At 61.8% G+C, this 21,973-nt stretch carries 22 protein-coding genes and 1 tRNA gene; 8 read left to right on the forward strand and 15 right to left on the reverse strand.

The features are described 5' to 3' along the window. The first annotated feature begins 46 nt into the window (after positions 1-46). From ACODTY_RS15480 to ACODTY_RS15490, 3 genes are all read left to right on the forward strand, one after another. On the forward strand, positions 47-340 hold the full coding sequence (locus tag ACODTY_RS15480; protein WP_488995106.1) for a GYD domain-containing protein: 294 nt from the start codon (positions 47-49) through the stop codon (positions 338-340). Positions 341-466: 126 nt separating this feature from the next. Further along, the gene (locus ACODTY_RS15485; RefSeq protein ID WP_488995107.1) at positions 467-1,090 is read left to right on the forward strand and encodes a glutathione S-transferase family protein; all 624 of its coding nucleotides are present in this window, start codon (positions 467-469) and stop codon (positions 1,088-1,090) included. Between the two features lie 68 nt (positions 1,091-1,158). Next, positions 1,159-1,452 carry an HlyU family transcriptional regulator gene (locus ACODTY_RS15490; RefSeq protein ID WP_488995108.1) on the forward strand — a complete coding sequence of 98 codons (294 nt, stop codon included), beginning with the start codon at positions 1,159-1,161 and terminating at the stop codon, positions 1,450-1,452. Positions 1,453-1,461: 9 nt separating this feature from the next. On the opposite strand, the gene ACODTY_RS15495 is transcribed toward ACODTY_RS15490, so the two are convergent. Then, positions 1,462-2,055 carry a TetR/AcrR family transcriptional regulator gene (locus ACODTY_RS15495; protein WP_488995109.1) on the reverse strand — a complete coding sequence of 198 codons (594 nt, stop codon included), beginning with the start codon at positions 2,053-2,055 and terminating at the stop codon, positions 1,462-1,464. A 69-nt stretch (positions 2,056-2,124) separates the two neighbouring features. On the opposite strand from ACODTY_RS15495, the gene ACODTY_RS15500 reads away from it, so the two are divergent. Continuing rightward, positions 2,125-2,553, forward strand: a complete 429-nt coding sequence (locus tag ACODTY_RS15500) for a VOC family protein (RefSeq protein ID WP_488995110.1) — start codon at positions 2,125-2,127, stop codon at positions 2,551-2,553. 2 nt (positions 2,554-2,555) lie between these two features. Here ACODTY_RS15500 and ACODTY_RS15505 read toward each other — a convergent pair whose 3' ends face one another. Next, positions 2,556-3,512, reverse strand: a complete 957-nt coding sequence (locus ACODTY_RS15505) for an endonuclease/exonuclease/phosphatase family protein (RefSeq protein WP_488995111.1) — start codon at positions 3,510-3,512, stop codon at positions 2,556-2,558. A 175-nt stretch (positions 3,513-3,687) separates the two neighbouring features. On the opposite strand from ACODTY_RS15505, the gene ACODTY_RS15510 reads away from it, so the two are divergent. After that, the gene (locus ACODTY_RS15510; protein ID WP_488995112.1) at positions 3,688-4,554 is read left to right on the forward strand and encodes an SDR family oxidoreductase; all 867 of its coding nucleotides are present in this window, start codon (positions 3,688-3,690) and stop codon (positions 4,552-4,554) included. Here the strand turns inward: ACODTY_RS15510 and ACODTY_RS15515 are convergent. Both ACODTY_RS15515 and ACODTY_RS15520 read right to left on the reverse strand, forming a co-directional pair. Next, entirely contained in the window at positions 4,551-5,084 is a 534-nt protein-coding gene (locus tag ACODTY_RS15515) for a TIGR00645 family protein (protein WP_488995113.1), read from the reverse strand. The genes ACODTY_RS15510 and ACODTY_RS15515 overlap by 4 nt on opposite strands. 254 nt (positions 5,085-5,338) lie before the next feature. Beyond that, positions 5,339-7,348, reverse strand: coding sequence for an OmpA family protein (locus tag ACODTY_RS15520; protein ID WP_488995114.1), 2,010 nt, complete (start codon positions 7,346-7,348; stop codon positions 5,339-5,341). A 175-nt stretch (positions 7,349-7,523) separates the two neighbouring features. On the opposite strand from ACODTY_RS15520, the gene ACODTY_RS15525 reads away from it, so the two are divergent. After that, the gene (locus tag ACODTY_RS15525) at positions 7,524-7,970 is read left to right on the forward strand and encodes a YcgN family cysteine cluster protein (protein ID WP_488995115.1); all 447 of its coding nucleotides are present in this window, start codon (positions 7,524-7,526) and stop codon (positions 7,968-7,970) included. Positions 7,971-8,174: 204 nt separating this feature from the next. Next, a complete protein-coding gene (locus tag ACODTY_RS15530) occupies positions 8,175-8,531 on the forward strand; it encodes a hypothetical protein (protein WP_488995116.1) in 357 nt (118 codons plus the stop codon). A gap of 76 nt (positions 8,532-8,607) precedes the next feature. Here ACODTY_RS15530 and ACODTY_RS15535 read toward each other — a convergent pair whose 3' ends face one another. After that, on the reverse strand, positions 8,608-9,318 hold the full coding sequence (locus ACODTY_RS15535) for an SIMPL domain-containing protein (RefSeq protein WP_488995117.1): 711 nt from the start codon (positions 9,316-9,318) through the stop codon (positions 8,608-8,610). Positions 9,319-9,447: 129 nt separating this feature from the next. On the opposite strand from ACODTY_RS15535, the gene ACODTY_RS15540 reads away from it, so the two are divergent. Next, positions 9,448-9,523, forward strand: a tRNA-Ile gene (locus ACODTY_RS15540). Between the two features lie 204 nt (positions 9,524-9,727). Here ACODTY_RS15540 and ACODTY_RS15545 read toward each other — a convergent pair. The 10 genes from ACODTY_RS15545 to ACODTY_RS15590 form a co-directional block, all read right to left on the reverse strand. Then, complete coding sequence (locus ACODTY_RS15545; protein ID WP_488995118.1) at positions 9,728-10,396, reverse strand: energy transducer TonB family protein; 669 nt, start codon at positions 10,394-10,396, stop codon at positions 9,728-9,730. A 176-nt stretch (positions 10,397-10,572) separates the two neighbouring features. Continuing rightward, on the reverse strand, positions 10,573-11,001 hold the full coding sequence (exbD, locus tag ACODTY_RS15550; protein ID WP_488995119.1) for a TonB system transport protein ExbD: 429 nt from the start codon (positions 10,999-11,001) through the stop codon (positions 10,573-10,575). A gap of 11 nt (positions 11,002-11,012) precedes the next feature. After that, positions 11,013-11,927: a tonB-system energizer ExbB gene (gene exbB / locus ACODTY_RS15555; RefSeq protein ID WP_488995120.1), complete on the reverse strand. Its 915-nt coding sequence runs from the start codon at positions 11,925-11,927 to the stop codon at positions 11,013-11,015. A 29-nt stretch (positions 11,928-11,956) separates the two neighbouring features. Further along, a complete protein-coding gene (locus tag ACODTY_RS15560) occupies positions 11,957-13,711 on the reverse strand; it encodes an ABC transporter ATP-binding protein (protein ID WP_488995121.1) in 1,755 nt (584 codons plus the stop codon). 43 nt (positions 13,712-13,754) lie between these two features. After that, positions 13,755-14,855, reverse strand: coding sequence for a DUF2218 domain-containing protein (locus ACODTY_RS15565; protein WP_488995122.1), 1,101 nt, complete (start codon positions 14,853-14,855; stop codon positions 13,755-13,757). Further along, positions 14,848-16,806, reverse strand: coding sequence for a Fe(3+)-hydroxamate ABC transporter permease FhuB (fhuB, locus tag ACODTY_RS15570; RefSeq protein WP_488995123.1), 1,959 nt, complete (start codon positions 16,804-16,806; stop codon positions 14,848-14,850). Before fhuB ends, ACODTY_RS15565 begins: the two co-directional genes overlap by 8 nt. Before the next feature lie 10 nt (positions 16,807-16,816). Then, complete coding sequence (locus ACODTY_RS15575) at positions 16,817-17,698, reverse strand: iron-siderophore ABC transporter substrate-binding protein (RefSeq protein ID WP_488995166.1); 882 nt, start codon at positions 17,696-17,698, stop codon at positions 16,817-16,819. A gap of 5 nt (positions 17,699-17,703) precedes the next feature. Then, the gene (locus ACODTY_RS15580) at positions 17,704-18,483 is read right to left on the reverse strand and encodes an ATP-binding cassette domain-containing protein (protein ID WP_488995124.1); all 780 of its coding nucleotides are present in this window, start codon (positions 18,481-18,483) and stop codon (positions 17,704-17,706) included. A gap of 74 nt (positions 18,484-18,557) precedes the next feature. Beyond that, the gene (locus tag ACODTY_RS15585; RefSeq protein WP_488995125.1) at positions 18,558-20,657 is read right to left on the reverse strand and encodes a TonB-dependent siderophore receptor; all 2,100 of its coding nucleotides are present in this window, start codon (positions 20,655-20,657) and stop codon (positions 18,558-18,560) included. Positions 20,658-20,891: 234 nt separating this feature from the next. Further along, positions 20,892-21,779 (reverse strand): AraC family transcriptional regulator, encoded by an 888-nt coding sequence (locus ACODTY_RS15590; RefSeq protein ID WP_488995126.1) that lies wholly within the window; start codon positions 21,777-21,779, stop codon positions 20,892-20,894. Between the last annotated feature and the right edge of the window lie 194 nt (positions 21,780-21,973).

Below are 21,973 nucleotides of genomic sequence, written 5' to 3' on the forward strand. Positions count from 1 at the left end.
GGAAACGTGCTGCCTGCACGGCAAGGTGGCGGTAGGGAGGTGAACCGTGACCACTTACATCATGCTTCTGAACTGGACTGATCAAGGTGTGAAGACAGTGCGTGACTCACCCAAGCGGCTGGATGCGGCCAGGAAGGCCCTTGCCGACATGGGCGGTTCTTTCAAGGAATTCTACATGACCATGGGCGAGTACGACATGGTGGCGGTGTGCGAGGCGCCCGACGATGCCGTGGCTGCGCGGTTTGCGCTGCAGATCGGCGCCGCCGGCAACATCCGCTCGCGCACGCTTAAGGCATTCCCCGAAAATGCCTATCGCGCGGTGGTCGCCTCGCTCGGATAGAGACGCGGCGACGCGCCGCGAACCGGCGCGTCGCCTTTCTGTCCATATGGGGCGGTGCCTGAGGCACATTGCAATTCAGGACCCCAAAGGCCAGCATGGCTTGAAGCCTAAATTTGCAGGATTGCCATGCTCACTTTGTTTTACGCTCCCCGGACCTGTGCCCTCGCGTCCCATATCGCGCTGGAGGAGGCCGGTGCCGACTACCGGCTGAACCGCCTCGATTTTTCCAAAACGCAACAGCAATCGGCCGAATATCTTGCGCTGAACCCGAAAGGCCGTGTGCCGGCACTTGCAACCGAGCGGGGTGTCTTGACGGAAACGCCGGCGATCCTTGCCTTCGTCGCGCAGACGCATCCCAAGGCAAAGCTCGCACCGCTGGACGATGCCTTCGCCTTTGCCGAACTGCAGGCATTCACCAGCTATCTTTGCTCGACGGTACATGTGGCACATGCCCACAAGATGCGCGGCAGCCGATGGGCCGACGACGAGGCGGCGTTTGAATCGATGCGGCGTAAAGTGCCGCAATCTGTTGGCGCCTGTTTTGATCTCATCGAGAATGGGATGCTGAAAGGGCCGTGGGTTATGGGAGAGGCATACACCGTTGCCGATCCCTATCTGTTCACAATCGCGCAGTGGCTCGAGGGTGACGGCGTCGATACCGGACGGCTGCCGCGCGTGATGGATCATCGCAAGCGCATGATGGACAGGCCGGCAGTGGCGAAGGCGGTCGCACAGGAGACCGCCGCCTGATATTGGCTCGGCGGTTTGCCTGCGGGCAGGTCGGGGTTATAGAGGGTGCGTAGACGGGAGGCCAAGCAATGTCATTTTTCAAGAAACTGTTCGGTGGCGGCGGTGAATCCTCCGAGGCTCCGGCGGATGCCAAGCCCGTCAAACAGGTCGAGCACAACGGTTTTACGATCAGCGCCACGCCCTACAAGTCGGAAGGCCAGTACCAGACATGCGGCGTCATCACCAAGGTGATCGACGGTGAGACCAAGGAACACCGGTTCATTCGTGCCGACCGCTTTCCGGGGCTGGACGATGCGGCGGACATCTCCATCCGCAAGGGCGTGCAACTGGTCAACGAGCAGGGCGACCGTATTTTCGGTTGAGGCTGCCGCCTATTTTGCAAACAGGCCATCGATGATCGCGGCAAGCGCCGCGTTCAGGTCAGCCGGCTTGGCGCCGGCCTCAACTGCGAGTGCTGCCCGGTCGAACGCGGCTGAGAGCAGTGCGGTCAGGGCATCGAGCGGCAGCTCGATCATGCCGCCTTCGCTCATTGCAATCGCCAGCCCTTCGTGCAGCGTGCGGGCGCTGTGCTTTCCATCGATCTCGTCCATGACGGCGCGGCCAAGCACGGCCGGACCATCGAGCAGCAGAAGCCGGGTGCGGCCGGGTGCCGCCATGGCCGCGACGAAGGCCCGGCCGCCTTCCAGCAAAGCGTCGCGGGCGTTCACGGATGCAGGGGCGGCGCGTTCTATCTCGTCGGCTACCTTGGCTGCCTCCTGCTCCACCACCGCGCTAAACAAGGCCTGCTTGTCGGCGAAGTGGTGGTAGAGCGCGCCGCGGGTCACGCCCGCCGCCGCAACGATGTCCGGCGTGGCGGTTTCGGCATAGGATTTTTCGATGAACAGCCTGCGCGCTGCCGAGAGCAGGGCGGTGCGGGTGGTCTCGGTGCGCTCGCGGTTGGAGCGGCGCGGCATTTCCTGTTGCATACATACAGCCTGTATGTTAATTGCTAGAAACATGCAGACTGTATGTTAAATCTGGCAAGGAGGAAAGCGATGAAAACGACCAGCTATTATCCGGTGATCATGACGCATGACGTGGCCGGCACGGCGGCTTTCTACACCAGCCATCTTCGCTTCAAGCCGCTGTTTGAAAGCGACTGGTATGTACACCTGCAATCGACCGAGGATGAGGGCGTCAATCTCGGAATCGTCGATGCCGACCATGAGACAATTCCCGAAAAGGCGCGCGGCACGGCATCGCAAGGCTTGCTGATCAATTTCGAGGTCGAGGACCCGGATGCCGTGCATGAGCGCATTGTCGCGGCAGGCCTGCCGATCCTGCGCAGCCTGAGGGACGAGGCGTTCGGCCAGCGCCACTTCATCTTCGCGGACCCCAACGGCGTGCTGATCGACGTGATCAAGCCGATCCAGCCATCAGCCGAGTTTCTGGAACAGTATGCGGAGGGCGCTGCCGGTGCCTGAACTTAGAATTCCACCTTGGTAACGACAGCGCGATGATCAGACGGCCATGGGCTGACGACGATATCGGCTTCGGGTGCTTTTTCGCCGACGACGTCAGAGCTGAGGACCTTTAGCCCGGCAGCCCGGGCGAAAACGAAATCGATGCGGTCGTGATGGTCTTCGGGATCGGACGGTTCGCTGGTCGGCGTCCAGGTAATGCCGGGCTTGGCGACCGGATCGGCATGTATGGCGCGGAAGGTATCGACAAAGCCCGCTTTTTCCAGCTTGGTCGTGCCCGGCCATGCGACGGAGAGGGGCTGCAGGCCAGCTTTTACCGTCCCGTCGGTCCAGTCGCGATGTGAAGGCTCGTTGAAATCGCCGGCGATAAAGACTGCTGCGGCATCCTTGGCGGCATCCGCGCCGGCGATCAGCGCATCGAACGACTTGCCGCGCGTTTCTTCGGCGGACTTGATCGCTTCGTCGGCCGTTTTCAGGAACGGAGCATCGCCATATTCGATGTTGAGGAGCTGGTAGGGCTGATAGGGCGCGTCATCGAGATTGACGCAGAAGACGTAGACCGCGCGGCCATTCACATCGATCGACACGCCAAGATCGTCCGCCGCTGGCTTGGTGATCGGATATTTCGAGATGATGGCGTTGGCCCAGATGGCCGGGTTCTTGGCGGTCTGGTCATAGTAGTGATAGCCGAGCGCTTCGGCGATTTTGGGCGCGACGGAGTCTCCGCGCGGCTCGCACACGTCGGCTGTGCAGGGATCGCCTTCGAGGCGGGTTTCGGAAACGGCGATGATGTGGGCACCGGCGGCCTTGATGGCGGCGACCGTTTCGTCGACGGACTTGCCCTCGTTACCGCCGCCGCCCCAGATGTTGTAAGCCATGACGGTTAGCGCATCTGCTGCGAGGGCCGGATGGGCCATGGCTGCGATCAGGCTTACGGTTGCGGCGAACAATCCTACCTTCATTTCACACCCCCAAGAGCGACATGTCCGGTGAGATAGTGTCAATAAGTGCGGCGCGTGGCAATGCGATGACATTGCGTGCGTGGGCGTGCAGCCTCCCTTGCGTCATCCGTGGCGGCCTTGCGCTAGGGTGCTTGTGCGGGCAAGGATCGGGCATCTTTGAATTGGAGGCCGTGACATGTCGCTCAAGGGAAAGACGCTTTTCATCTCCGGAGGGTCGCGCGGCATCGGGCTGGCGATTGCGCTGCGTGCCGCACGCGACGGTGCCAACGTGACCATCGCCGCCAAGACCGCGGAGCCGCATCCGAAGCTGCCGGGGACGATCTACTCGGCGGTCGAGGAGATCGAGCAGGCGGGCGGCAAGGGGTTGCCGGTGCTGTGCGATATCCGCGAGGAGGGGCAAGTGGCGGACGCCGTTGCCAAGACCGTGGAGCGGTTCGGCGGCATCGATATCTGCGTCAACAACGCCAGTGCGATCCAGCTTACCGGTACGCTGGAAACCGATATGAAGCGCTATGACCTGATGCACCAGATCAATACGCGCGGCACGTTCCTCGTTTCGAAAATGTGCATTCCGCACCTGAAATTGGCGGCAAATCCTCACATTTTGAATCTGGCGCCGCCGCTCGACATGAAGGCCAAGTGGTTCAAGAACCACGTCGCCTACACCATGGCCAAGTTCGGCATGTCGATGTGCACGCTGGGCATGAGCGCGGAGTTCGCCAAGGACGGCATTGCCGTGAACTCGCTGTGGCCGATCACGACGATCGACACCTCTGCGGTGCGCAACTTGCTGGGCGGGGCGACGGTCGCGGCGATGAGCCGTTCCCCCGACATCATGGCCGATGCAGCCCATGCCATTTTCAACCGGCCGTCGCGCGAGGCGACGGGCAATTTCTACATCGACGAAGAAGTGATGCGCGCCGAAGGCGTCACGGACTTCTCGCACTATGCGCCGGGAGCAACGGGACCGCTGGCCAGCGACTTCTTTGTGCCGGACGAGGTGTTCGAGCGCACCGACACCGAGATCAAGCGGCTGTTCTAGGGGCCGCTGCTCGCGGCATCTTCGGGTTTTGCTGCCTTGGAGTGGCCCATGACGCGGTCGATGTAGGCCAGCATCAGCGCAGATACGACGAAGGCAAGATGCATGATGGTGAGCCACATCAACTGGGCATTCGTGTAGGTCGAGCTGTTGAGGAACACCTGCAGCAGATGGATCGATGAGATGGCGACGATGGTGGAGGCGACCTTCACCTTCAGCGAACCGACGTCAATGGTTCCCAGCCAATGGACTTCGCCGTCATGCGCATCGAAGCGGCTGACGAAATTCTCGTAGCCCGAGATGATGACCATCACCACAAGCGAGGCGACAAGTGCCGCGTCGATCAGGCCTAGCATCTTGAGGATGGTATCGGTTTCGTCGAGCAGGAGCACCGTGGCGAGAAACTCGTAGAGCTTCTTGGCGAAGGAAATCGCGTAGACGGCGAGCGCAAGGCCGAGACCGACATAGAAGACGACGAGCAGCCAGCGCGAGGCCAGGATGATGGATTCAATGGCAAGTTCGAGGCGCTTCATGCGGCGGGCCCTGTGGATCTCGCGCGCATTTGGGGAAAAGGTTTTCTCATTGCAAGGGGTTTGATTGGGTTCGCCCGCCGATGACGCGGGAAAATGCGTTGCTTTGCCTGATAATTGTGAGGCCCTGCCGGGAGGGGGCTCGGCAGGGCCTCGTGTCCCGCGGGGAGCGGGACGGGGCAGGGAACTCCATAATAAATCTGGGATAGCAGCGCCGCGATTCAATGGCTTGCCGTTGAATCGCGGCGCCATTTTTATCAGTTCGCGCTGGCGACCGGCGCGACAAGCGGGGTGATGCGCCGGATGGTGACGCGGCGGTTCTCCCGCTCCGGCTTTTGCGACTTGATCTTCAGATACTGCTCGCCATAGCCCTGCGTGGTCAGGTTTTCCGGCGGGATGCCGAAGGCGCCTGTCAGGGCTTCCGCCACCGATTCGGCGCGACGGTCGGACAGGGCCAGATTGGCTTCGTTCGAACCAACGGCGTCGGTGTGGCCTTCGATGAGGAAGGTCTCCGCCGGGTTCTTCTTCAGAAGCTTCTCCATCGCGTCGGCCACGCCTTGCAGTTTCTCGACTTCTGCGTCGCCGATGGAGGCGGAACCGAACTCGAAGTTCAACGTGTCGAGGTCGATGCGCCGGGCGATGTCGCGGACACGGGCGGAACGCTTCACCTCATCCACCGAATAGAGACGCTGGACGCGCTCGACCGGCGGCTGCTCGAGGAACTCGTAGTAGAGATCCGGGTCCTCGACGGCACGCGATTCCAGAATGTAGTCGCGACGCGGGATGGTGAGCCGCATGGGCGGCAGGTCATAACCCGGATCGCGCCATTCACGTACGTTGTCGTAGTAACGCTCATCGACATAGTTCAGCACGTATTCGCGGCCATCCGGCATGATGCGCGAGCGGCGGATGATGTCGCCGTTGCGGCTGCGGATGGTGACGAGCTGGCTGCCATCCCTGCGCTCCACGACCTCACGCGTGCGGCCGCGTGGCAGGTCTTCGTAGTAGACATCGCGCGCGTCGCGGGTGATGCGCGGCCGGTCATCGCTTTCCACGAACGTCTGGTTGTTGAACTGGATGATGATGCGGTTGCCGATTTCGCGCACGACATCTGCACCTTGCGGGCGCTCGCGACGTTCAACCTCCGGCGCGCGTTCGCGGCGCGTGCCCTTTTCTTCCGTCACCGGCACGATCTTCTCAGGCGTGATCGCCTGCTGGGCAGCCTTGTCGTCGACAGGAGGCGGGCCGGGATCGACCGGAGCAGGCTGCGGAGCTGCGGCCTGTCCGCCGTCGGCCGGCGCTGCCTGGCCTCCATCGGCAGGTGCGGCTTGTCCGCCGGTGGCGGCACCGCCGCCCTGCGCGGGAGCGGGTGCTTCCTTCTGGCTGTCGAGGATAGGCGCTTCGTTGGGATTGGCCGGTGCTTCGCCCTGTGCGGGCTGTTCAGCCGGCTGTTCGCCGGTGGCAGGTTGCTCGCCTGTCGCCGGTTGCTGGTCTGCGGGAGCCTGTTCACCCTGCTGCGCAGGTTGCTCGGTCTGCTGAGCGGGCTGTTCCTGCGCGGGAGCCTGCTCAGGCGTGGGTGCTGCACCGGAATCGGGCGTTGGTGCAGGCTGCTCTGGCTCTGCCGCAGGCTGCTCCGGCTGAGGCGCTGCCTCAGGCTGCGGCGCAGCTTCGGGTTCTGCCGCGGGCGCCTGTTGCTGCTCGGGGGTAGCCTCGGGAGCCTTCTGCTCTGGGGCAGGGGCCGCTTCTGCCGGCTGTTCTGCCTGTGGCTCGGGCTGCGGGGCGGCTTCCGGCTCTGCAGCCGGCTGCTCCGGTTCTGGCTGAGGTGCTGCCTCCGGCTCCGGAGCTGGCTGTTCAGCTTCCGGCTGGGGTGCTGCCTCAGGCTGCGGGGCGGGTTCGGGCTCGGCGGCAGGGGCCTGTTGCTGTTCGGGCTCAGGCTCAGGTGCCGGCTGCGGCTCGGGCGCAGGCTGTTCTGCCTGAGGTTCCGGCGCAGGCGCGGCCTCAGGTTCCGGCTGCGGTTCAGGGGCCGGGGCTGCCTCGGGTTCGGGGGCCTGTTGTTCCGGCTCGGCAGGCGCCGATTGCTGCTGGCGTGCGGCGCAGGCTTCGGCGGATTCGCCTTCGGCGCACTCGGCTTGCGCAAGCACGAAGGCTCCGTCTGAGGTCCGTGGTGAAAGGTTTACGCTGTCCAACAGCGGGAAGGCCGCCAATGGCGTCGATGCCATGAGCAGGCCGAGTGCGGTCCCTGCCAAGATCCGGGGTTGGCGTTTCATTCGTTCGCTCTCCTTGTAAAGTCCCATCGCTGTCGAAACTTGCCGTCCCGCATTTGGTTCCGACATCAGCGCGATAGACTAGATGCAAGGCGAATGCCCGTCAGAACAATGGCAAGATCGTGTCTTTTGCCACTCTTGCTTGACCTTGGGCCCTGCGCAAGCCACATGCAGGCCGATGGACGCGCCATTCTGGAAGACCAAAACGCTGGAGGAGATGAGCCCGCACGAATGGGAATCGTTGTGCGACGGCTGCGGCAAGTGCTGTCTCTCGAAGCTGGAAGATGAAGATACCTGCGAAATCTACTGGACCAGCGTTGCCTGCCGGCTTTTCGACGCCGGCACGTGCCGCTGTTCCGACTACGCCAACCGGCTGGCCAAGGTGCCGGACTGCGTCGGCCTCACGCCTGAAAATGTGCGCACCATAAGCTGGCTGCCGGGCACCTGCGCCTACCGGCTGGTTGCCGAAGGACATGATCTTTACTGGTGGCACAGGCTGGTTTCAGGTAGCGCGCAGACGGTGCACGAAGCCGGCATCTCCATTCGCGGGCGCGTGCGTGCAAGCGAGACAGACCTGGCCGAGCCGGAAGACTATTTCGACTATGTGCTCGACGAAGAGCCATAGGCGCACCACGCATTTTCTTAAAATATATTTATAAATCAATTGTTTAGGTCGCAGGATGGGTAGAGCTGTGGCTGCGATTCACAAATGAACCGCACATGAATGCGCGGTTCCCGTTCGGTTCAGCATCGAAATTCTAGTGTTGCGGCATGGATTGGCGAGCGACTGGAAAAGCCAAGCCAAACGAACCGCAGCAGGAGAACGACAATGCTCAAGATGATCAAGACCGCAGTGCTTTCCGCTCTCATCGGCCTCGGCGGCATAGCCGCCATTCCCGCCGCCGCACAGGCGGACGGCCTTTACCTCAATTTCGGCGGCGGCTCCGGTGTCGGCCTCCATGTCGGCGACCGCTACGGTCGTCACGATTGGCGCCATGATCGCCGCGACTGGCGTCGTGGTTGCTCGCCGGAGCGCGCGCTGAACAAGGCCGAGCGCATGGGCCTTCGCCGTGCCCGCATCATCGATGCCGGTCCCCGCACCGTGAAGGTGGCGGGCCGCAGGTTCCACGATCGCCAGATTGTGGTGTTTGCCAACGAGCGCGGCTGCCCCGTCATCTACCGCTAATCGCAGGCTCGTCTGCGAGACTTAAAGAAAATGCCCCGGAAGCACGCGCTTCCGGGGCATTTCGTTCAGTAGGCGATCACTTGATTTCGAAAGTGACGTTGACCTGGACCCGGTATGAGTTTTCGCCGGCCTGGATGGGAACCGCCGCCCTTGCTGAATCGAATGACTTCGCGCTCATCGGCATGGGTTGAGGCGCATAGCTTTGTTCGCTGATCTCGACCACCTTGCCGACCGATACGCCGGCTGCCTCGGCCAGCGTCTTTGCCTTGGCGATCGCATCGGACACCGCCTTCTTGCGAGCCTGGGTGATGACGCTCGATGGATCGGCATTGGTGAAGGAAATGCCGCCGCCTTCGTTGACGCCAAGCGTTACAGCCTTGTCCAGGATCTCTCCTGTCTTGTCGATGTCGCGCACCCGCACGGACAGCGTGTTGGTGACCTGGTAGGCGACAAGCTCGGCCTTCTGCGTACCATCGGGATCGTTGGTGTAGTTGTAGCGCGGGTTGATCTGGATACCTGCCGTCTGCAGGTCGCGATCCGCGATGCCGGCCGATTTCATCGCAGCGATGACGGCTGCCATCGCGTCGTTGTTGGCATCAAGGGCCGCGCGCGCCGTCTTGGCTTCACGCATGACGGAAAGTGTGAGCATGGCAAGGTCGGGCGCTGCGGTGGCCTCGCCTTCGCCGCTGACGATGATGCGCGGCGGTGGCGGAACGTCGGCTGCGCGGGCTACAGCCGGCAATGTCATCGCCGCTGCCAGCGCCAATGGGAAAAACGATCTGGTCATAAAATGCTCCATGAGGTGCGTCCCTTTCGGCGGGCATATTGTGCGAATATGGACTGATTTGGGCGGCACACACCAGAGTGCCGGCAGAGCCTTGTGCCGGGCCGAGAAAAACACTAAGCAGCCTGCGTGGGGCCTGTAGCTCAATGGTTAGAGCCGGCGGCTCATAACCGCTTGGTTGGGGGTTCGAGTCCCTCCGGGCCCACCATTGTCGTCCCGTTGAACTCTTACGGGCGCGACGTTCGGGTTTTTCTTTCCGGCACCGCGCTTTTCCACAGTGAGACGCCGCATGGGTGGCTGAGCTGGCAAAATTGCCGGTGCGGCTTTTGTCGATCGTTTGGATCAAGCCAGTTCAACCGAATGCTGACATCCAAATTTATGGCGATGGCGGCGGGTGGATATCAGACGGCCGCTACTGAAATGCCAGGGTGATGCCGAAGGATTGAGGCGTGCCGGACAACCCCGGAGGCTGAGGTGGAATGCGTGCCGTACGCACCATTCGAAGCGCTGCGTTGTCTAGTTTCGCGATGCCTGATGATGATGAGACGCCAGCCGACAGGATTTGGCCTGACGCCCCAACCACAAACTGCACGCCAACGGTGCCACTCATGCCGCTCACACTTGCAGCCCGCCGAGCGACGGCAGCTCGAACAGCCTTGTTCCACGCGTTGGGGCTTATTTTCGGCGCGGTCGATGCCTTGGGCGCTTGCGCGGCTTGTGGGGCGGGTTTTGCAACCTTCTTATTTTCGGCCTGAAGCTTTTTCGGCTGCCGTTCAGGCTTTTTCACCGGCTTGGGCTTCTTCACTTCCTTCTTAGGCTCGGGTTTGGCGGGCAGGACCACCTCCGGCTCAACAGTTTCTGGTACAACCTCTTCCGGTTCGGCCTCGACGACTTCTTCCGGCGTAACCTCCTCGGGGGTGACTTCGTCAACCGGTTCAATGGGCTCGTCTGGCGTCACAGTCTCTTCAGTTTCGACGACGTCTGGCGGGGGCTCCTCGACCTGCGAGATGGTGTCTACTGGTTCCTCCGGGACGACTTCAGGGAGAACGGCTTCTGCAGCCGCGATCGGGATCGGCGTCAAATCTATCGTCAAGGCCTGTTCTTCCGCGTCCGCAAGCGGATTTGAAGGCTCGGCCGAATGGATTGCAAAGGCAAAGACCGCATGCGTCAGCAACACCACGGCTGCGGCCGTAGTCCAAAGCCCTGCTTCCCGAAACGAAGGCGGGCCTGCCAGCGATAATTCGGCCGGTTTGCTCATTACTCCTCGGGCACGGTCTCGATGCCAACAAGAGCTACCTTGAGATAGCCGGCGGCACGCAGCAGGTTCATGACGTCCATCAACGCGCCATAGTCAACGGACTTGTCGGCACGCAGGAATATTCTCGTGTCCTTGTTGTTCTCGGTCAGCCTGCCGAGAGCCTGCGCGAAACCCTCACGCGGCAGTGTCTCGTTGCCTAGCGAGAGCGACAGGTCCTGTTTCAGCGTCAAGAACGCCGGCTTGTCGGGCCGCGGGGTTGCAACGGCGGTGGAGCCGGGCAGGTCGACATTGACATCCACGGTTGCCAGAGGTGCTGCCACCATGAAGATGATGAGCAAGACAAGCATGACGTCGATAAACGGCGTGACGTTGATCTCATGCGTCTCTTCGAGTTCATCGCCAATGTTTTCTCGAATCTTTCCGGCCATGCCAGATCTCCCTACGCCACAGTCTGCGGAGACACGGTGCGGTAGTCGAGATCGCGGCTGACAAGCCGCTCCACGCCTGCGGATGCATCGGCCAGAACTTGCCTGTAGCCCGCAATGGCGCGGGCAAAGACGTTGTAGATGACGACCGCCGGAATGGCCGCAACCAGCCCGAGCGCGGTGGCGAGCAGCGCCTCGGCAATACCAGGAGCGACGACGGCAAGGTTGGTGGTCTGGGCTTCAGATATGCCGATAAACGCGTTCATGATGCCCCACACCGTGCCGAATAGCCCGACGAACGGCGCGGTTGAGCCGATGGTGGCAAGCAGGCCAGTGCCGCGTGTCATTCGCCGGCTGGCCTGCGCCTCGATGCGGCTTAGCCGCGACGTAACGCGTTCCTTCAGTCCGTTGCCGCCCGAATGATCCAGCGCGTTACGGGATAAATCCACCTCCTGCTGCGCGGCCTCGACCAAAAGGTTGGCTGCGCCGCGCTTGCTGCCAAGCGCCGCGTGGGCATCGTCAAGCGTGCGTGCCTGGACGATGGTGCTCATGGCGCGCTGCGCGGCAATTCGTGCAAGGAAGAGCTCAAGAGTCTTTGCCAGCCACACCGTCCACGTGACCAGCGATGCAAAGGCGAGCCCGATCATCACGGCTTTGACCACAATGTCGGCGTTGAGGAACATGCCCCACGGAGAGAGATTGTGAGGGAGGGCGAAATTCTCATTGACGTTTTCGCCTACGATTTCATTCGCCGCCGGTTGTTGCGGCTCGGCCTGGTTTGCAGATGGAGCCGCTTGCTGCGGTTGGTCCGCCTGCATCGTGGTTGCCGGAGCGCTTGTTTGCGGCACAGCCTCCTGCGCATTCGCGCCAAGGCTCGAGAACACCGCCATGAATGTCAGCATGACCACGAAGGTCTTCGTCGAACGCATCTGCTTTCCTGTAAACATGGTTTGCCAACCTATTGAGAGTGTCGTCCGCTGCTTTTCTTCCGTCGCCCGGCAACGTCATTTTGGGCGGCATGCAACCGGCTGTAGAGACCGCCACCGGCGATCAAATGTTCATGGCTGCCCTGTTCCACTACGCCTGACCGGTCGACTACGACGATGCGGTCGGCGTGCTGGATGCTGGCGAGGCGGTGCGCGATGACGAGTGTCGTGCGGCCTTGCGAGAGTTCAGCCAGCGACTGCTGGATCTCGCGTTCGGTTTCGGTATCCAGAGACGAGGTCGCCTCGTCGAGGATCAGGATTGGCGGATTCTTCAGGAACATACGGGCGATCGACAGCCGCTGCTTCTGGCCGCCGGACAATTTTACGCCGCGCTCGCCGATGATGGTGTCGAGTCCATCGGGCAGGGCCGCTATCATCTGTTCCAGCCGCGCCCGCCGCGCCGCCTCGACGATCTCGTCCTCGCGGGCGTCGAGCCGGCCATAGGCGATGTTGTCGCGGATCGAACCGCCGAACAGGAACACATCCTGCTGCACGATGCCGATCTGGCCGCGCAACGACGCCAGCGTCATGTCGCGAATGTCGATGTCGTCAATGGTTATCGTGCCGGACTGGATTTCGTAAAAGCGTGGCAGCAACGAACAGAACGTGGTCTTACCCGCCCCAGAAGGGCCGACGAACGCGACCGTTTCGCCGGCGGCGATCTCAAGACTTGCATTGCGCAATACGGGGCGGTTTTTCGTGTAGCCGAAAGTCACGCCGCGATAGACGATGTGGCCCTTCAGGCTTCCCACCACTCTTGCGGTCGGGCTATCGGCAATGTCGGGCTCGGTGTCGAGAAGGTTCAGGTAGCGCCGAAAGCCGGCAATGCCTTTCGGATAGGTCTCGATGACGGAGTTGATCTTGTCGATCGGCCGGAAAAATACGGTGACGAGCAACAAAAAGCCGACAAAGCCGCCATTGGAAAGCTGGCCCGTCAAAACGAAATAGCTGCCGGCAACCATGACGATCAATTGAACCAGCCGCATGCTCAGGTAACTCAGCGAATTGCTGGCGGCCATGATGCGATATGCGGCAAGCTTGGTGTCGCGGTAGCCTGCGTTGTCCCTGGCAAACAGGCCGCGCTCATGGTCCTCGTTGCCGAAGGCCTGAACCACCCGCATGCCGCCGAGGTTTTCTTCAAGCCGCACGTTGAAGTCGCCGACCCGGCCATAAAGCGATTGCCAGTTGCGCGTCATGCGGCCGCCATAGCGGCTGGTGACCCAGGCGACGACGGGCACCACGGCAGCGGTGATGAGCGCAAGCTGCGGGTTTATCCAGAACATCAGCACGAAGGCGCCGATGAAGGTCATCACGGCGATGAAGAGGTCTTCGGGGCCGTGATGCGCAACTTCGCCGATTTCCTCGAGATCCTTCGTGATGCGTGCCACGAGGTGGCCCGTCTTGTTGTTGTCGTAGAAATTGAAGGACAGCTTTTGCAGATGGTCGAAGCTTCTGCGGCGCATCTCGGTTTCGATGTTGATGCCGAGCTTGTGACCCCAATAGACGACGACGGCCATGAGGCCGGTGTTGAGGATATAAACTGCCAGCAACACCGCTGCCGCCAGCAGGATCATTGTCCATTGCTGCGTGGGCAGAAGGTTGTCGACAAAACCTTTGACCGCCACCGGAAAGCCGAGCTCGAGCAGCCCCGAAAATACGGCGCAGCTGAAATCGAGAAGGAACAGGCCCTTCCAGGGACGGTAATATTCAAAGAAACGACGGATCATGGCAAATGGCTAGATACCCGGCACGGCGGCAATGTCGCGGGCGTCAGGCTTCATCCTTTCTGGCGTTGTCACCGTCAAACCCGCGCCGCCAATACGCGACGACGAGATGCTGGTCGCGGGTAAGCTTACGCTCTTCGCGCAGATATTTTCGGATAGCACGGAAGCTCCGGTGTTCGCAGCCGGCCCAGGCAAAAACCGACCGACCATCCCGAGGCCAATCCACAGCGCGTACCGCTTTGGCCAAAATGTCGGAGTGACCGGGCTCGACGTTATCGCGGTACAGCCAACGAATGTCCAGCGAAGCGCTGGTGGGCAGTTCCTGCTGCTCGCTCTCGTTTGCAACCTCGATGCGGACCACGGCGTGCGCATTTTCCGGAAGTGTTTCCAGGATACGGCCAATTGCGGGAAGCGCCGTTTCGTCGCCGGCCAGAAGGTACCAGTCGGCATTTCCAATCGAACCGCCGCCCGGTCCGGTCATGCCCACGACATCGCCGGGGCTTGCGGTCGACGCAAACCGCGCCCCCGGCATGCCTTCGCCATCGTGCATGACGAAATCGATATCGAGTTCGCCCTTGGCCACGTCGATGCTGCGGATGGTGTAGATGCGGACATCCGGCCTGGCAGCGTCGGTAGGCCAGCTTGGTCGGCCGTCTTCACCGGTCACCGGCCATTTGTGGGGGGTGGACTTTTCCTTGGGCAGCAGCAGCCTGACATGCAGTCCGCCGGAAGCGAACCGCTGAAGGTCCGTTCCGGAGAGCGTCACCCGGCGCATATGCGGCGTCACATCGGAGGTACGGACCACGCGCATTTCGCGGAAGTAGGGCAATGGCTGGCCGGCAGCGCCGTCACCTCGCCAGACGATTGTCGGCTTGTCGGCAGCAGCGTAATGCAGGAGGTGTTCCGCGACCGCCAGCTTGACATAGGCCAGCGCGGTAGCGTCGCGACCTTCGGCGAAGACCTTGAGGCAGCGCTCGCACGCCTCCACGCCGGCGATGCCGAACCCCGTATCGATACGGCTGCATTTGCCCTCGACGGTGACTTCGCCGTGCTCGCGAAAATGCGCGCAAAGCCGCCGCATGATCTCTTCGGGCGACGAAAGCTGGATTTCGGCGGACGCTGTCAGGAATCTCGGCATCTCAGCCATGGCGCGGAACCCCTTTTCCTAGCAGGTAGACCAGATATGGCCCGCCGAGCAACGACGCGAAAAGACCAACCGGAAGCTGGTACGGAAACGCCACCATCCTCGACAGCCAATCCGACACGATCATAAGCGTGGTGCCGACCAGCAGCGCGCCGATGAGGTGTTCGCGCGCGCGCCCAAGGCCGAGCATGCGGGCGAGATGCGGCGCGATCAGACCGATGAAGCTCAACGGCCCAACGAACATCGATGCCAGCGCGCTGAGCAATGCCGCAACCGCGATGAGAATGAACCGTCCAAGCCTTATTGGTACGCCAAGCCCTCGCGACACCGGCCCACCAAGCGGGAGAATATCAAGCCAGCGCGCCAGGACAATCAGCGGCGCTGTCAAAACAATGAGGCCCGCCAGAGCAATCCAGCCATCGAACCCCGTTGCCTGAGCGGTCGAACCGCTCAACCAGCGCAGCAGCGTGTAGGATTGCATGTTTCCGAGCGCGATGATCGCGGTGAGGATGGCGCTGCACAGTGCATTCATGGCGATGCCCGCAAAGAGCAGCCTCTCAGGGCCAAGATTGCCGCCCGATCCGATCGCCAGGATGACGATGATGGCGGTAAGCGATCCCATGGCGGAACCCGCGAACTGCCAGCCAAGGCCAGCAGTGCCGCCGATGATGAGCACAAGGGCCAGTCCGGCACCGGCGCCCGTGCCGACGCCCAGCACTTCGGGGCTTGCGAGCGGGTTGCCGGTGACCCGCTGGATCACGACGCCGGCGACGGCCAACATGCCACCAGCGGCGGCGGCAACGGCGATGCGTGGAGCACGCCAGTCGATCATGTCGGTCAACAACTCACCGGTCGCGACAGACCATCCGGCGGGGCCTTTGCCGATGATGAGCGCGACGACGGCCGCAACGAGAGTTGCGATGCAAGCGAGAAGCGCGATCCGCCACGGATGCAAGGCGCGGCGGCTGTGGCTGGTGCCGGAACTGAGCGATGGCCACTCGAACATGCGCAAGCGCGGCAACAACCACAAAAGCAGAGGTCCGCCGAGCAGCGCGGTTGCTGCACCGGTAGGGATGCGTTCGCCGCCCGGACCGGCGGCAAGCTGAACAAGTCCGTCGGTCAGCCATAGAAGGATTGCGCCGATGAGCGGTGCCGCCACAAGCTTCTGGCTGAGCGAGCGTGCGCCGGAAATCGTGGCAAGCGCAGGCGCGGCCAAGCCAACGAAACCGATGATGCCGACCTCGGCCGCTACAGTCGTGGCCATCCATACCGCCAGCGCGATGATTGCGAACCGGCTGGTGTTGAGGGCGACACCGAGATTGCGCGCCGATGCGTCGTCCAGGCCGAGTATCGCCAACGGACGCAACATGAGGGCGGCTGCGCCAAACCCCACGACGACACAGGTGGCGATCTTGATTGTTGGGTCCCAACTTTGTTGTACGAGAGAGCCGCCGCCCCAGATGAATAGCGAGAACATGTATTCGCCATTGGCCAGGATAAGTGCTGCGCTTGCCGATCCGGCGGTCAGAGCCACCATCATGCCGGCAAGCACGACGGAAACCGGCTCCAGACCGCGCCGCCATGTCAGGGCAAGTATGAGGGCGACCGCCGCAATGCCACCGGAGAACGCGACCAGCCCTTGCGAATATTCCATCAAGGTCGGCGCATAGATGCCGGCTGCGGCCATGGCCAGTTGTGCGCCGGACGAAATACCGAGCGTGGACGGTTCGGCGAGTGGATTGCGCAAGATGCGTTGCAGGAGAAGGCCCGACAGCCCGAGTGCCGCGCCCGCGAGAAGCGCCACGGCAGCGCGCGGCAGAACGCTGTAGAACAGGATGATCTGCTCGAGGTCGACACCTGCTACGGACGACAAACCTTCCTGCTGCGTGCCGAGCCTCATGGCAAACAGCAGCGCCGCCACCAGCGCCATGCCGCCCCAGAGGACGAAAGGCATTCGCACGCGCTCAACCATTGCCTTGACCGGTCAGCATGGCGTCGCCGAGCAGACGCGCGAAGCGACGTGCCGATGGCAACCCGCCGAAATGGTTGATCGGGTCGAGCACCGCGACGCGCTTTTCACGCACGGCGGGCAGCGCGTTCCAAAGGGCATTGTCGGGCAGGGCGCGCCGGACTTCCGGCGGCAAGGGTGAAATGATGACGATGGCCGCGTCTGGAACGCGTGCCATGGCTTCAAGGCCAACCGGGGCAGCCGCGCTGTAGCTGGTATCGTCGGTCCATGCGTTGGTCAGGCCGAGGCAGCCGAGCACATCTCCGAACATCGAGTCTGCGCCAAAGGCGCGAAAGTGACGAGAATCGCCGAGGCTGATTACGAAGACCGGGCGCGACGACAGCGGCTGGAAAGCTGCGCGAAGTCGAATAAGCTCGGCAAGCGTTTCCTCGGCATAGGTTTTCGCGGCATCGGCGCGGCCAAGCCGCTCGCCAAGCGCCAGCATGGATGATTGAGCCAGTGCAAAAGGCGGGATGCCGGCCTCGTAGACCGGCAGGGAAAGAACCGGCGCGATGCGTTCAAGGGCGGCGCGCTGATATTCGTAGAACCCGGAAATCAAGATCAGATCCGGCGCAACGATGCGAAGCAGCTCGAAACTGGGCGTGCCGCGAAGACCGAGATCTGCAACTTCCTTTGGCACCTGTGGCTCGACGACGATCTTGCGGAACTGGATCAGTTCTGTCGCCGCGACGGGCGGGGCACCTATGGCGAGTGCCGTCTCCAGCAAACCCCAGTCGATGGCGGCAACGCGTGGGCCGGCAGCACGCAAAGAAGCGGGAAGCAGCACGGCTGCGCCCGCTAGCGCCAGCAACCGCCGTCTGGTGAGTTGCGCGGCCATCGCGTTCAAAGCACGTAACCGATCGGAGCGCCGGTGGCCGGATGCGGGAGTATGCCCATTGGGAGGCCATAGATGCGGTCAAGCACCTCGCCGTTCAGGATTTCGCCCGGAGTGCCGTGCGCGACGATGCGCCCGCCTCTCAGCGCGATGATCTCATCACAGGTTCGCGCCGCCATGTTGATGTCGTGCAGCACGACGACGACACCGATGCCGGCTTCGCGGCTAAGAGTCTGGATGAGCGTCAGCATGTCGACCTGATGGGCGATGTCCAGCGCGGAAGTCGGCTCGTCCAGCAGCAGGCATCGCGTATCCTGCGCCAGCATCATCGCGAGCCACGCGCGCTGCCGCTCGCCCCCGGAGAGGCTGTCGACCATTCGGTCGGCAAAACGAAGCAAGTCGGTCTGGTTCAGGGCCTGTTCGACCTTTTCGCCGTCACTAGCGCTGAAGCGACCGAGCGCGCCATGCCAGGGGAAGCGCCCCAGCCCGACCAGTTCGCGAACAGTCATGCCTTCGGCCGGTGGGGTGAATTGCGGCATGTAGGCAACGGAACGCGCGAAGTCGCGGTCGCCATAGGCCGACAGGTCCTTGCCAAGGAGATGGATGCCGCCCGATGTAGGGCGCTGCTGCCTGGCCAGCATCTTGACCAGCGTGCTCTTTCCCGACCCGTTCGATCCGACAAGACCGTAGATGCGACCCGGCTCGAGGCGGAGGTCGAGCGGATGCAGAATCTGCTTGCCCGAGGCGGAAAAGCCGACACCTGCCAATTGAAAAAGAGATTCAGCCACTGCTTCCCTAGACGTCAAAACGGGGGCGGCTGGGCCGCCCCCTTCTGAAGAAGTTCTGTTTCCAGATGCCCTGGTCACCACTTTGCGTAGGCTTTGAGGGTGAAGGTTCGGCCAGCACCGTAGCCGCACGAGCCTATGCCCTGGCAGGTCGATACATATTCCTTGTCGAAGAGGTTGGACACATTGAGGGCCACCCCCCAGTTGTCGTGGTCGTAGCGGATGGCCGCGTCGATCAAGGCCACGTCCGGCACCTCAAGCGTATTGGTGCGGTCCGCCCACGATTCGCCCACATATCGGACGCCAGCACCCACGCCGAGACCTTCGAGCGCGCCACTCCTGACCGTGTAGTCCAGCCAGAGCGAGGCCGTAAGGTCTGGAATCTGGATCGGCGTCAGGCCAACTGCCACGGCATCCCAGGTACCAACCGCCTTCGTTACCTCGGCATCGAGATAGGTCAAGCCGCCGAGCACCTTCCAGCCATCCGTCAGATTTGCCTGCACGCCAAGCTCTATGCCGCGCACATTGACTTCGCCGATTGCCTGGGTGACCAACGGATTGCTAGGCGAAGTCGAGGCGACGTTCTGTCTGGTCAGGTCGAAAACAGCCAAGGAAAACAGGCCATCGAAACCAGTGGGAGCGCATTTTATGCCGGCCTCCCATTGCTGCGCCGTTTCTGGATCCACCAGTCCGCCCAGGCCGTCCGGTGTCAGCGTTGGGCTGAACGAGGTCGAGTAGCTCAGATAGGGTGTCAGGCCATTGTCGAATTCGTAGGCGATGCCGGCACGGCCGGAAAACTTGCCCGCGTCGGCCTTCGTCTCGGTGCTGGCGATGCGATTGTCGAGGTTGGTCGAGGCGATATCGTAGCGGCCATTCAGTGTCGCGATCCAGCCATCGCCGAACCGGATCTGATCCTGTGCATAGATGCCAACCTGATTGAGTGTAAGGTCGCTGTCAGACCACAGCGGAGCTGGCGCCTGCGGAACGCCGTAGACCGGATTGAGTACATCGATATCTGTACCGCCTCCGAACGTCTGGACTTCGTCGATATTGTAGTACCTGTAGTCGAGGCCCAGTATCAGCGTGTGGTCGAGCCCGCCTGTTTGGAAACCGCCCTCGAGCTGATTGTCTACGGTGAACGTATTGACCGTGGTGTCATGGCCGAACCGGTACCGCGGCAGCAGTGAGCCGGTAAGGCTTCCGCTCCACGCGTTGCCATACATGCCGTCTTCATCGAGTGAGACGGTCGCGTAACGCAGATTTTGGCGTACGGTCCAGCCGTTGTCGAACGTATGGGAGAATTCGTAACCGATCATTGCCTGCGTGCGGTCGTAGAGTTCCACATCCTTCTCACCGTAGAAGAAGTCGCGCGGAATCCTTATGCCGCCGGGCGCATCAACGACCGTTCCATAGTATGGCAGGAAGCCGGTGCTTGTGTGTGTGAGATCGGTTTTGCCGAACGACGCCAGAACGGTCAGGCTGGTGGCGTCATCGGGCTGCCACTTGAAGCTCGGCGCGATCATGCCGCGCAGGTCCTTCGACTGGTCGGTTTCCCAGGAGCCGCCTGAAATCTTTCCGTTCACGCGGTAGCTGAAAACACCGTCGGGGCTTGCCTCGTCGCCGATGTCGAAGCCGACATAGCCGTTGCCGAAGCTGTTCACGCCGGTTTCAACATAGCGATGCCGTTCGCCGGGGCGCTTGCTGACATAGTTTACGAAGCCGCCTGGATTGCCACCGCCGTAGAGAGCCGAGGAGGGGCCTTTGACGACCTCGATGCGCTCAAGGAAGAACGGGTCCATCAGGAAGGTGCCGAAGCCTGTCTGGTAGAACGACAGGCCGTCCAGGAAGATGCCCGTCTGGTCGGCCTGGAAGCCGCGTACGAATAGCCAGTCCGTATCGGCGTCCGTGCCGAAGGTCGAAGGGTTGACGCCCGGCACGTAGCGGAGCGCCTCATCGACCTTCTGCGGGCTTTGCAGGTACATCTGCTCCTTGCCTACCACCGAAACAGACTGCGGGATTTCTTTCAGCTCTGTCGCGGTTTTAGAGCCGGTGCGGGTCTTCTTGGCGACAACGCCTTTGACCGTGCCAACGCCCGTGCCGTTCTCGGTTCCACCGGCCTGGCCTTCGACGACAACCTCGCCGAGTTCGACGGTCCCGCCTTGTTGTGCGTTTGCCATTACCGGCTGCAGCAATGCCGCTGCCGCCACGCTGCCGGCCAAAAATGCCCGGAACCCGCCAACTCCAATCATCGTGTACACCCCTGCTTGTCCCCTGCGTCCCGGCATGAAGCGATGGGTCGCGTATAACATGACCGGTTACATCAAGTTTTAAAGCGGGGATTGCATGTTTCTTCGCGCAATTGCGCGTTTTTGGCGGTTTGGCTGCGTTCCAACTAATTTGATGCAGAAATGTCACGCACCGCGCGCGTAGTCGCGGCGCCAATCAGCAGGTGTCAGGCCAACCACCTTTTTGAACACCCTGGTGAAATGCGCCTGGTCCGAGAAGCCCGCTACAGAAGCGATCTCGGTTAGTGTCAGGGTGTCGAGCGTCAACATCTGCTGGACCTTGCGAATGCGCGCCTGCATTTGCCAACGGTGCGGCGGCACGCCGGTCGAGGATTTGAAGGCGTGGCTGAAATATGTTTCCGACAGGTCGGCGAGCGCTGCCAGATCGCGCAGCCGGATCGGCTCCAGGCAGTGCGTTTCCATATAGTCGGTGACGATTTTCAACTGGCGGCGCGAGAGTGCAGGCCTGCGATTGCCGCTGTCTTGTCTGATGTCGAACAGAAGCGCGAAGAGGGCGGTTACCAGGTTTTCTCCGTAGAGATCGTGAAGCGGATTCGGATTGGTGCATTCGTCGGCTATGGCCGTGGTAAGCGCGCTCATCTGGCTATCGAGGAAATTTAGCTTCGGATCGAGCAACCGGTCGCGAGAAAGCGCCTTGCCGAACTTCCGCGTCAGGGCGGACTCCGAGAAATGGAGATCGAGGTGCTTGATACGCTTCAAGTTGAGCGCCTTGCCGTCCACGGCAACGGAAGCAGGCACAAAGCTCATGGAAAGCGGCGTCCGGTGTCTGGCGACGGTTGTGGTGTCGACGATACCTATTTCGAAGGCGGCGCCTTCGTCCAGTTCAAGCGCTACGAACAACCTCGGATCGGGGGAGACATAGTAGCCATGGGCATCGTGGGCGCATTTCACAGTCCAGACATCCGCGACGATGTCGTTCCATATGCGTCCGTTCAGGGGTTCAGCGAGCGCGAAGCCGTGGATCCGGCTCTGCATCCTTGGGCTGAAATTCACGCTGAAACTCCTTTGCCGATTTCCCGCGTTCGTTCCGCGTGAATGGGTCCGGCTAGATCAAGCGTGGCTGCCCAGTGTCAAATCTTTCTATTAGAAAAGTATCATCTTCAAACAAGTTTTCAACCCGGCCGCCCCATCAACTGTAACGACTTGAAATCAATGACCGGAAACCAGCCGGGTAGTGGTCGATGGCC

The organism is Mesorhizobium sp. FG116, assembly GCF_057809835.1.

What these genes read in the sequence shown, in the direction of transcription:
- ACODTY_RS15485 (WP_488995107.1), top strand. Translation starts at nt 467, where the DNA reads ATGCTCACTTTGTTTTACGCTCCCCGGACCTGTGCCCTCGCGTCCCAT.
- ACODTY_RS15490 (WP_488995108.1), top strand. Translation starts at nt 1,159, where the DNA reads ATGTCATTTTTCAAGAAACTGTTCGGTGGCGGCGGTGAATCCTCCGAG.
- ACODTY_RS15495 (WP_488995109.1), bottom strand. Translation starts at nt 2,055, where the DNA reads ATGCAACAGGAAATGCCGCGCCGCTCCAACCGCGAGCGCACCGAGACC.
- ACODTY_RS15500 (WP_488995110.1), top strand. Translation starts at nt 2,125, where the DNA reads ATGAAAACGACCAGCTATTATCCGGTGATCATGACGCATGACGTGGCC.
- ACODTY_RS15505 (WP_488995111.1), bottom strand. Translation starts at nt 3,512, where the DNA reads ATGAAGGTAGGATTGTTCGCCGCAACCGTAAGCCTGATCGCAGCCATG.
- ACODTY_RS15510 (WP_488995112.1), top strand. Translation starts at nt 3,688, where the DNA reads ATGTCGCTCAAGGGAAAGACGCTTTTCATCTCCGGAGGGTCGCGCGGC.
- ACODTY_RS15515 (WP_488995113.1), bottom strand. Translation starts at nt 5,084, where the DNA reads ATGAAGCGCCTCGAACTTGCCATTGAATCCATCATCCTGGCCTCGCGC.
- ACODTY_RS15520 (WP_488995114.1), bottom strand. Translation starts at nt 7,348, where the DNA reads ATGAAACGCCAACCCCGGATCTTGGCAGGGACCGCACTCGGCCTGCTC.
- ACODTY_RS15525 (WP_488995115.1), top strand. Translation starts at nt 7,524, where the DNA reads ATGGACGCGCCATTCTGGAAGACCAAAACGCTGGAGGAGATGAGCCCG.
- ACODTY_RS15530 (WP_488995116.1), top strand. Translation starts at nt 8,175, where the DNA reads ATGCTCAAGATGATCAAGACCGCAGTGCTTTCCGCTCTCATCGGCCTC.
- ACODTY_RS15535 (WP_488995117.1), bottom strand. Translation starts at nt 9,318, where the DNA reads ATGACCAGATCGTTTTTCCCATTGGCGCTGGCAGCGGCGATGACATTG.
- exbD (WP_488995119.1), bottom strand. Translation starts at nt 11,001, where the DNA reads ATGGCCGGAAAGATTCGAGAAAACATTGGCGATGAACTCGAAGAGACG.
- exbB (WP_488995120.1), bottom strand. Translation starts at nt 11,927, where the DNA reads ATGCGTTCGACGAAGACCTTCGTGGTCATGCTGACATTCATGGCGGTG.
- ACODTY_RS15560 (WP_488995121.1), bottom strand. Translation starts at nt 13,711, where the DNA reads ATGATCCGTCGTTTCTTTGAATATTACCGTCCCTGGAAGGGCCTGTTC.
- ACODTY_RS15565 (WP_488995122.1), bottom strand. Translation starts at nt 14,855, where the DNA reads ATGGCTGAGATGCCGAGATTCCTGACAGCGTCCGCCGAAATCCAGCTT.
- fhuB (WP_488995123.1), bottom strand. Translation starts at nt 16,806, where the DNA reads ATGCCTTTCGTCCTCTGGGGCGGCATGGCGCTGGTGGCGGCGCTGCTG.
- ACODTY_RS15575 (WP_488995166.1), bottom strand. Translation starts at nt 17,698, where the DNA reads ATGGCCGCGCAACTCACCAGACGGCGGTTGCTGGCGCTAGCGGGCGCA.
- ACODTY_RS15585 (WP_488995125.1), bottom strand. Translation starts at nt 20,657, where the DNA reads ATGGCAAACGCACAACAAGGCGGGACCGTCGAACTCGGCGAGGTTGTC.